At 64.6% G+C, this 9,635-nt stretch carries 8 protein-coding genes and 3 pseudogenes; 7 read left to right on the plus strand and 4 right to left on the minus strand.

All coding sequences use genetic code 11. From position 1 onward, the window contains the following. Positions 1-128 precede the first annotated feature (128 nt). Entirely contained in the window at positions 129-749 is a 621-nt protein-coding gene (locus AHiyo1_RS00135) for a TasA family protein (RefSeq protein ID WP_059387213.1), read from the plus strand. 142 nt (positions 750-891) lie between these two features. Here the strand turns inward: AHiyo1_RS00135 and AHiyo1_RS25915 are convergent, their stop codons facing one another. The 3 genes from AHiyo1_RS25915 to AHiyo1_RS25925 form a co-directional block, all read right to left on the minus strand. After that, a complete protein-coding gene (locus AHiyo1_RS25915; protein WP_253257090.1) occupies positions 892-1,437 on the minus strand; it encodes a carbohydrate-binding protein in 546 nt (181 codons plus the stop codon). 172 nt (positions 1,438-1,609) lie between these two features. Beyond that, positions 1,610-2,077, minus strand: coding sequence for a hypothetical protein (locus tag AHiyo1_RS25920; RefSeq protein ID WP_253257091.1), 468 nt, complete (start codon positions 2,075-2,077; stop codon positions 1,610-1,612). Continuing rightward, positions 2,064-2,453, minus strand: a complete 390-nt coding sequence (locus tag AHiyo1_RS25925; protein ID WP_253257092.1) for a hypothetical protein — start codon at positions 2,451-2,453, stop codon at positions 2,064-2,066. The genes AHiyo1_RS25920 and AHiyo1_RS25925 overlap by 14 nt, the downstream gene beginning before the upstream one ends. 530 nt (positions 2,454-2,983) lie before the next feature. On the opposite strand from AHiyo1_RS25925, the pseudogene AHiyo1_RS00145 reads away from it, so the two are divergent. Together AHiyo1_RS00145 and AHiyo1_RS00150 are read left to right on the plus strand one after the other, a co-directional pair. Then, positions 2,984-5,007 (plus strand): annotated as a pseudogene (locus AHiyo1_RS00145) (glycosyltransferase family 2 protein). 78 nt (positions 5,008-5,085) lie between these two features. Further along, positions 5,086-6,578 (plus strand): annotated as a pseudogene (locus AHiyo1_RS00150) (SDR family oxidoreductase). Here the strand turns inward: AHiyo1_RS00150 and AHiyo1_RS00155 are convergent. Then, positions 6,575-7,387, minus strand: a complete 813-nt coding sequence (locus tag AHiyo1_RS00155) for a DeoR/GlpR family DNA-binding transcription regulator (RefSeq protein ID WP_059387214.1) — start codon at positions 7,385-7,387, stop codon at positions 6,575-6,577. The pseudogene AHiyo1_RS00150 and the gene AHiyo1_RS00155 overlap by 4 nt on opposite strands. Positions 7,388-7,545: 158 nt before the next feature. Between AHiyo1_RS00155 and AHiyo1_RS00160 the strand changes: the two genes are divergently transcribed. The 4 genes and pseudogenes from AHiyo1_RS00160 to AHiyo1_RS00175 form a co-directional block, all read left to right on the plus strand. Then, a complete protein-coding gene (locus AHiyo1_RS00160) occupies positions 7,546-7,896 on the plus strand; it encodes an ArsR/SmtB family transcription factor (protein WP_059387215.1) in 351 nt (116 codons plus the stop codon). Then, a pseudogene (locus tag AHiyo1_RS00165) lies at positions 7,893-8,604 on the plus strand (aquaporin). Before AHiyo1_RS00160 ends, AHiyo1_RS00165 begins: the two are co-directional and overlap by 4 nt. Further along, positions 8,601-9,020, plus strand: coding sequence for an arsenate reductase ArsC (locus AHiyo1_RS00170; protein WP_059387216.1), 420 nt, complete (start codon positions 8,601-8,603; stop codon positions 9,018-9,020). The pseudogene AHiyo1_RS00165 and the gene AHiyo1_RS00170 overlap by 4 nt, the downstream one beginning before the upstream one ends. Positions 9,021-9,057: 37 nt before the next feature. Further along, positions 9,058-9,635: FAD-dependent oxidoreductase (locus tag AHiyo1_RS00175; protein ID WP_113990514.1), on the plus strand; the 578-nt coding region annotated here is incomplete at its 3' end.

Below are 9,635 nucleotides of genomic sequence, written 5' to 3' on the forward strand. Positions count from 1 at the left end.
GAATCTTTAACCAAACTTCGAGAAAAGCTTGCGGGAACCTTGCGGCTTCCTAAAAAACCTGCCCGAAAGTAGAGGACATCGGACAGCAAAGTCCCGGTCTCACGGGCTTCAAGAAACGGAAAACGATCATGGGTCTCAACCTGAAAACCACCACCGGCAAAGTCATCGCATCCCTGGCCCTGGTCGGCACTGCTGCCGGCGTGGCAGGACTGGGAACCTACGGCGCCTTCACCTCCAGCACCTCCGCCAGCAACACCGTCGCCTCCGGCATCGTGAACATCGCCCTCGGCGCCACCGGCACCACCAACCGCCTCAGCGTCGCCGCCTCCGGCCTGGTCCCCGGCGACACCGTCCAGCGCGTCGCCACCCTGGCCAACGCCACTGGAAACCAGAACCTCTCCGCGATCACCCTCACCACCGCGGCCTCCCCGACCTCCCTGCTGGACACCAACACCACCATGGGCCTGCAGGTCACCGTCGATAACTGCTCCACCGCCTGGACCGAAGCCGGCACCGCCCCCGCCTACACCTACACCTGCTCCGGCACCACCACCAGCGTCCTCGCCTCCCGCCCCGTCATCGGCGCCAACCTCACCCTGGCCAACCTCACCTCGGTCACCGCCGGACACACCGACAACCTCCGCGTCACCCTCACCCTGCCCTCCACCGCAGACAACACCCTGCAGAACCAGAGCAGCACCATCGCCTTCAACTTCACCGGCACCCAGCGCACCGCCACCAACCAGTAACACCCCCACCCAGCCAGCCCTCCGCCGTCGAGCCCCCCCATGCAAACGACGGCGGAGGGCCTTCCCATCGAAACCCCACCGCGAACAGGCAGCAGATCCCCTCAAAAAGCAACGCAGAGGGCATCTGCTGCCAGTTCGCGCTTCAGGAAGCTGGCGCGGTGGGCGAGGGGGACATGAGCTGGGCCGGGGTCAATTTTGCCCAGGGGGAGTCCGGGGCGCCCTGGATTGCAGCTTCCGGGCTGTCTCCCAGGGTCCACCACTTGGCCTCGAACGCGGACCCTTCGAAGAGAATTCGGTCGCCCTTGTGATAGATCGTCTCCGGCGCCCATGCCGGGAAAGTTCCCGCAGGCACGGTTGCCTTGGGGCTTGGCCTGTCGCCAGGAAGCACGGGACCCACGAGTTTCCACGGGGTGGCGCCGCCCTGCAGAACGGGGTTGTCCGGGACGTCCGCGCGGGTCCACCATTTTGCCTCGTAGACGCTGCCGTGCCACACCACCCTGTCCGCCGCGGTGTAGGCGGCGTAGCTGCTCCACACCGGATAAGGGCTGGTTGCGGGATCGTCGGTGGTGGGCGTGGCACTGATTGAGGCAGTTGCAGTAGGCGATGGAGCCACAGCCGGCGTAGGCAGCCCTACATCATTGGCAAGCGTGGCCGAAAACAGTTGGGAGCCTGGACCACCCCGCTGCATCCGTCCGAAACCTTGCTCACATCCGGGTAGTTGGGGCTACACGTCCGGTCCCTGTTCATGGACCACATCGACAACCTACCGAGGCCCTTGTCCTTGACGAAGCTGTTCATGGTGGCGGCATCGTCGAGCGTGAATATTTCGCCGGCAATGTCGTTCTGGCCCACCATGACGGTCAGGCCAAGCTTGCGCCAAAGGGTTTCGCTGCCAAAGTCCGTTCCAGCGTTGCGGTAGAGGGCGGCGAGCTGTCCATGGGCGGCATCCGCGCTGATTCCGCGGCCCGGGACATGCTCCAAGCCGCAGGCTTGCTGGCGCCGAAATCCATCGTCATGATGTTTACGCCCTCCAGCTCGACGCCGCCCGCGAGGGTATGCGCCACGATGACCTGGCCCTGGCTCGTGAGTCCGTCCGGGTCGGCCGCAAGGGTGAGCCAGACGGCAAGGGGCTTGCCGCTGGCTTTGCGTTCCTTCTGAATGGCGGCGACGGCTTGCGCACGTCGGTCGGCTGCGGCTATGTCGCCCAAGGCGGCGCCTTCGACGTCGAGATCCACCGTTGCGACGTCGTAGCGATCCACGATCTGCCGGTAGGCGCCGGTCAGGGACTTCGTGTCCTTGCAGGAAACTGCGAGTTCATTGTTGTTCATCCCGCCGAAGGAAACCGCCGGGGCCTCCAAGCTGGCGGAGCCGGGCGATTCTCCGGTCCAGATCGAGGTCGGAGGCTGCCTGGTCGGGGCTGTACGCCGCACCCCAGGACGGGGCGCAGCCCTGCTTCGGATCGGCGACGACGAAGGACAGCACCACGGCCTTCGCGCTGGGCACTGCTGGATCTTCGAACGCGAACCGCGGCGTCGCCGTCACGTCCACATAGCCGGAAAACACCGAAGGCATGGAGGCCGCGGCGCTGACGTCCTGGACGTTGCGGAGTCCGAGGTAGCCCGCCGTGACCGCCGCCACCACGATGACGCAAAGGATGCCCAAACGCAGGACGGACAGCCGGCGGCCGGGAAAGCGTTTCGACACAGAGATACCCCCAGAGCATTGGAATAGGACTTCGCGGATGTCCGGGAAAGAACTCACTCCGGTGGTGGCTGCGCAGCTTGGCGTAGCATTTCCACGAGTCTTATCCCAACTACGCGTCGTTCGCCTATCATAGGGGCGCACTGTAGTGCGGGCCGTCACATTACGCCTGCATTGTGCCGCGCGTCCGCTGGGGGCGCACGGACGGCGAATGGGGATTCATGTCGGACCAGATCGTGCTGCTACGCCCCGATGACCAGGGAACCGCGGACGGGCAGTCTTCAAAAGCCCGGAAGCGTCAGTGGGGCGCGGAGAAACGCTCTGAACCGCTCTCGATCGTCCACCCAGCACCGTCGCGGCGCAAGATAGTCCTCGGCCGCGTCGGCGTCCTCACCACTGTCCTCGCCTGGCTCGGCTATGTGATCACGACCGTGCTCAAGCAGCTCGTGGACAACCCCGGCGCCGGATTCCGCTTCGGCGCCGAAACCCTCTCCTACTTGGTGGTGGTGTCCTTCCTGACGTTCTCGGCACTGATGTACCTCACCGCCCGCCAGGGCGCCCTGACCCGCTTTCGGGCCCACCGTCGGGTTCCCCGAGGGGAGCTCGACCGGCACTTCTTCGACTACTCCGAGGGCATCACCGTACTGATTCCCTCCTATGCGGAGGAACCGGAAGTAGTCCGCGGCACCATGTGGTCCGCGGTCCTGCAGGAATTCCCGGACCTCAGCGTCGTGCTGCTCCTCGATGACCCACCCTTCCCTGCAGACCCTGACGTGCTCCGCCGCCTCGAAGCCACCCGCGCGCTCGCCGGCCAGATCACGGAAACCCTCAAGGAACCAGCGGCGAGGGTCAACGGCGCCTACGCGAGGTACCGCCGTCGTCGTCGTGATCAAGAAGCTGAACCGGACGCGGGCACCGAAGTGGAGCGGCTCATCGCCGAATACCAATACGCCGCGGAATGGCTCGAAGCTATGGCCGAGACCGAGTCCGTCGAGGACCACGTGGACGAGTTCTTCGTCGATCTGGTCCTCATGGGCCTGGCCCGGGAACTGCGCCTGGTAATCCTGGCCCTGACGGCCGCGAACGCGCAGCGGACCTCGCCCGGCCCGGAACGCATCGCTGAACTGTACGCGCGGCTGACCTGGATCTTCAACGCCCGGGTGTCCACGTTCGAGCGAAAGCGATTCGCGAGCCTCTCCCACGAGCCAACAAGGCCATGAACCTGAACGCCTACCTCTCGCTCATGGGCGGGACCTGGCACCCGGAACAGACGGCGGACGGCACCGTCTTGCGGCCCGCAGGAGTCGACGACGGCGATGTGCTGTCCGTCCCGGACACCACCTACGTCCTGACCCTGGACGCCGACTCGATGCTGCTGCGCGACTACTGCCTCCGCCTGGTTCATCTCCTCGAATCCCCGGGCAATGAAAAGGTAGCCGTCACCCAGACCCCGTATTCCTCCTTCCGCGGGGCACCGACCCGGATCGAACGCATCGCCGGCGCCACCACGGACATCCAGCACATCCAGCACCAAGGCATGACCCAATACGGCGCCACGTTCTGGGTGGGAGCGAACGCCGTGATCCGCAAACGCGCACTCGAAGACATTGTCGAGATCTCGACGGTGGGTGGCTTTGAAGTCAGGACCTACATCCAGGACCGCACGGTCATCGAAGACACCGAGTCCAGCGTGGACCTTGGCAAGCACGGCTGGACCCTGGCCAACTACCCGGAGAGGCTCAGCTACAGCGCCACGCCGCCGGACTTCGGATCGCTCGTGGTGCAGCGACGGCGCTGGGCCAACGGCGGCCTGCTGATCCTGCCGAAACTTTGGGAACAGATCCGCAAGCGCCGTGGGCAGGCCCGGCCGGTTCTCTTCCGCGAGATCCTGTTGCGGGTCAACTACATGGCCTCCATCACCTGGGCGAGCTTCGGGCTGCTGTTCCTCCTCGCGTACCCCTACGACAGCCGCCTCCTCAGCCCCTTGGTCTTCCTTGCCGCGCTGCCCTATTTCCTGGCGATGGGCAGCGACCTGCGGGACTGCGGCCACCGGTTCAGCGACATCTTCCGGATCTACGGCTTCAACCTGGTGCTGCTGCCGGTCAATCTTGCCGGCGTCCTGAAGTCCCTCCAGCAGGCCCTCACAGGAGACAAGATCCCGTTCGTCCGCACCCCGAAGGTCAAGGACCGCACCGCGGCCCCGGCCCTCTACGTCCTGGCTCCGTACTTGATCGTTGCGTTCTCCTTGTTGACCGTCTGGCGCAACTGGCAACTTGGAAACTGGGGCAACGCCGCATTCGCCGCCTTCAACGCCATCATGGCCGCCGGCGCGATCCGGGCCTATATCGGACTGGCCAACTCCGGAGTGGACCTGTACCTTGGCGTGCTGAACTGGCTGTACGTCGAGCCCAAGAAGCCGAAGGCGCTGCCGCCGGCCATCATTCCCAAAACCCCGGAACAGGTCGACTGGGAGTCGCTGCTCTACCACGGCGACCGCCGTCTGAACCGGGACCTCCGCGGCAAGAACGACCGCCGGAAACGGGCCGGATCGGTGTAGGGCTACGCTGGCATAGGGCGTCGGCGTTCCGGCTCCGTAAAGGCATCCAGCTCCGCAAGGTCATTCGGAAGGGGCACAATGAATCCACTTGCAGTGGTAGTGGGATCCACCGGCTATATCGGCGGACGGCTCGTTCCCCGCTTGCTCGACGCCGGTTACGACGTCCGCGTCCTGGTGCGCCACGCGAACAAGCTCAGGGACGTCCCCTGGGCGGACCGTGTGAACGTAATGATCGGCGACCTCGAGGATGTCGACTCCTTGCGGGAGCCTTTACCGGGGCCGACGTCATTTACTACCTGGTGCACTCGATGGGTCCATCCGGCCAGCGGTCTTTTGAACAGACCGAAAGGCTCTGCGCCGGCAACGTTGCACGTGCGGCAGCCGACGCTGGCGCCGGACGGATCATCTACCTGGGCGGACTGCACCCGGAAGGAACGCTCAGCCGACACCTCCAATCCCGCAAGGAAGTGGGCGACATTTTCCTAGCGGAACCGCGCGTGCCCGCGATCGTCCTTCAGGCCGGCGTCGTGATCGGCTCCGGTTCGGCGTCGTTCGAAATGATCCGGCAACTGACCGAGGTGCTGCCCCTCATGGTGGCTCCGCGATGGGTGCGGAACAAAGTCCAGCCGATCGCGATCCGCGACGTGCTCTATTACCTGGTCGCGGCGGCCGGACTCCCGGCTTCGCTCAACCGCACCTTCGACCTGGGCGGCCCGGACGTCCTCCGGTACGACGAGATGATGAACGGTTATGCCGCGGAAGCGGGGCTGCGGCGTCGTCCGGTGATTGCACTGCCCGTCCTGACTCCATGGTTGGCATCCCAGTGGGTCAACCTCGTCACCCCCATTCCCCGGTCCTTGGCCGTGCCGCTGATCGGATCCCTGCAGCAGAACTGCGTGGTCGGGGAGCGGGACATCCACCAATACATCGATCCACCCGAAGCCGGGCTGCTTGGATACCGGGAATCGCTTCGCCTGGCATTGGCGCGGGAGGCCGCCGGGGAAGTGGAAACCAGCTGGCAGAACTCCTCCGTTCGCGGTGCTCCAAGCGATCCGCTTCCCAGCGACCCGCAATGGGCCGGCCACCTGGTGTACCAGGACAACCAGCAGCAGCTCACGACGGCGACGCCGCAACAATTGTGGCAAGTCATCGAAGGCATCGGCGGGGACAACGGCTGGTACTCGTTTCCCCTGGCCTGGTCCGTGCGCGGCTGGATGGACAAGATCGTGGGCGGAGTTGGGCTCCGCCGCGGCCGGCTCAGTCCGACCCGCCTGAATACGGGGGACGCGCTGGACTTCTGGCGCGTGGAGCAGATCGACCGCGGCTCGCTGTTGCGCCTCCGCGCGGAAATGAAGGTCCCCGGTCGGGCCTGGCTCGAAATGCGCGCCGAAGAAGCCGAAGGCGGGGCGCTCTACCAACAAAGGGCGATCTTCTTCCCCAAAGGCCTGGGCGGACGCTTGTACTGGCTTGCGGTATTGCCCTTCCACGGCGTCATCTTCAAGGGAATGGCCAACCGAATTACGGCAGCGGCGGCGTCGATGGCGGACGACGACGATCCGGCCTTGCCTTAGCGGCCGGAACCATTCGCTGCCGCGACGTACACCGTGACGCCCAATTCTTGGATGTTATCCCGGGTATCCCGCTCCAGTTCATCGTCGGTGACGACGGCGTCCAGTTGCTCGATCGGCGCGACCCGGAACTTCGCAAAGGTTCCGAACTTGGTGCTGTCCGCCAGCAGGAAGCAGCGCGACGCTGCCTCAAGAGCGGCCAGTTTCATTTCCACCTTGTCCATGGACGGCGTAGTGACGCCGCGAGAGAGGCTCCATGCGCCGGTGCTCATGAAGAACAGATCGATGTTGATGTGCTTGATGGCGTCGGCTGCCATGCGGCCTGAGCTTGAAGCGCTGGAAGCATCCACCACACCGCCGGTATGGATGGTCTCAACGTTGGGGTATGCGAATAAAGACGTGACCACGTAAAAATCGTTGGTGACCACGGTGATGTTCTTCCGGGCACCGAGATAGGGGACCACCGACTGGCAAGTTGTACCGGCGTCGAGGAACAAGACCATGTCGTCCTCAACGAACTGGGACGCAAGCTCGGCGATTGCTTTTTTCCGAGGCAGCTCTAGCTGAGCCCGTGATTCCCGCTCCCGTGGAGGTTCCTGGCTGGTCCTCTCCGCCAAACGCACGCCTCCCTGGACCGACAACACATGACCGGCATCTTCGAGGGCCGTAATGTCGCGCCGGATGGTCATGTGGGAGACGTTCATGGATTCCGTGAGGCTGCGGATGCTCAGCACTCCCTCGCGGCGAAGCAAGCGAAGAATCTCCTGATGACGCTGCTCCGGGATCAGGGGAGGTGATGTTGACGAACTCAAGGTTGCTCCTTCGCGGTGACAACCCCATCTTAACAAGTTTTCACACAGTGTTCCGATTTGTGTTTGCCGCCGGAGTCGGGAACCTTCTTGATCGCCGCAGCCTTGCCTTAAACGGCCTTGCCTTAAACATCGACAGATGTGAATATTTACGTGTGTCTATGTCCTTGCAGTTGACGCCCGTCGAGGCGGTGGCGTGTTGCTCGCCGCTGTCCCGGGAGCCCTTGTCTGAATCCGAAGCCGAAGGAATCGTTCCGCTGCTGAAAGCGCTGGCCGATCCGGTACGGCTGCGGCTGATGTCCCTGGTGGCGTCCCATGAGGGCGGCGAAGCCTGCGTGTGCGATCTGAACGACGCGTTTGAGCTGTCACAGCCGACCATTAGCCACCACCTGAAAGTCCTGCACGAAGCAGGTCTCCTGGAACGCGAAAAGCGGGGAGTCTGGGTCTACTACCGCGCCCGCACCGACGCGCTGTCCGGCCTGGCGGCCTTGATCGGGGGACAAAGCCAGTGAGCGTTCTGACACGGCGGGCCGTAGCGGAGTTCGTAGGAACTGCCTTCCTGGTTATGGCCGTGGTGGGGTCCGGCGTCATGGCCTCGCGACTGTCCCCGAACGACATCGGACTGGAGCTCCTGCAGAACAGCGTCGCAACTGGCGCCGCGCTCGTGGCGTTGATCCTGGCGCTGCAGCCGGTCTCGGCATCCTTCAACCCGGTGGTCACTTTGGTGGAGCGCGCCCTGGGGATCCTGGATACGCCCACTGCGCTTGCACTGATCGCCGCACAGGTCGTAGGAGGCCTCGCCGGGACAGTGCTGGCCAACCTGATGTTCGGCCTCGACGCCGTGACGCTCTCCACGCATGAACGCGCCGGGGGAGGGCTGTGGCTCGGCGAAGTCATCGCGACCATCGGGCTGCTCTTGGTCATCTTCGGCACCATCCGTTCCGGACGCTGAGCGCGTGGCGTTTGCAGTCGGCGGCTACATCACGGCCGCCTACTGGTTCACCAGCTCCACCAGCTTCGCGAATCCCGCCGTGACCGCGGCCCGGACCATTACCGACACCTTCGCCGGCATAGCCCCGGCCTCCGCTCCGGCGTTCATCCTCGCGCAGTTGTTGGGCGGAGCCGTAGGGTTCTTCCTGATCCGTGCCCTGTACCCACGCGTTCCCGCGTTGCCTTCGTCTCTGTCAGCTCCCGCACCCGATCGAAAGGTCCTCTCATGAGCGCTGAAACCGTCAAGAAACCCTCCGTCCTCTTTGTCTGTGTCCACAATGCAGGCCGTTCCCAGATGGCTGCCGCCTTCCTCACGACCCTCGGTGAGGGCCGGATCGAGGTCCGCTCGGCGGGTTCCCAGCCCGCAGACAAGGTCAACCCTGCCGCCGTCGAAGCCATGGCCGAACTTGGCATCGACATGTCCGCCGAAATCCCCAAGATCCTCACCACCGAGGCCGTCAAGGAATCCGACGTCGTCATCACCATGGGCTGCGGTGACGAATGCCCGTACTTCCCGGGCAAGCGCTACGAGGATTGGGTCCTCGAAGATCCGGCCGGCCAGGGGATTGAAGCCGTCCGCCCCATCCGCGACGAGATCAAGACCCGCATCGAGGACCTGATCGCATCCCTTAGCCCTGCTGGGTAGCGCGGGACGCAGGGAGACTGGACAAACCGAGGACAGCATGGATTCAGTGAAGAACCTTCCCATTGCCGTGATCGGCGCCGGACCTATCGGCCTGGCCGCCGCTGCGCACCTCCTTGAACGTGGCTTGGAACCGGTGGTCTTCGAAGCAGGCCCGACGGCGGGGGCCGCGATCGAACAATGGCGCCACATCCGCTTGTTCTCACCCTGGCGGTTCAACCTCGACGCCGCTTCCCTCCGCCTGCTCGATGCATCCGGGTGGGAGGCGCCGCGCCCCGCGGCACTCCCGTATGGCGGGGAGCTCATCGACAATTACCTTGCACCTTTGGCCGCCCTTCCTGCCATCGGCTCCCGCCTCCAGACGGGTGCCCGAGTTCTGGCGGTCACACGTGCAGGCCTGGACAAGACCCACGTCAGGGACCGTGACACCACGCCGTTCGTTGTGCGGGTCGAGCACGCGGACGGCGAAATCCGCGACCACACCGCGGCAGCCGTCATTGACGCTTCAGGAACCTGGTCCACCCGCAATCCGCTCGGCACCTCCGGCCTGCCCACCATCGGCGAGAACGCGGCTGCTGAGCGGATCTCCTCGCCCCTTCCCGACGTAGTGGGCCGGGA

Source organism: Arthrobacter sp. Hiyo1 (assembly GCF_001263615.2).
Lineage (GTDB): Bacteria > Actinomycetota > Actinomycetes > Actinomycetales > Micrococcaceae > Arthrobacter.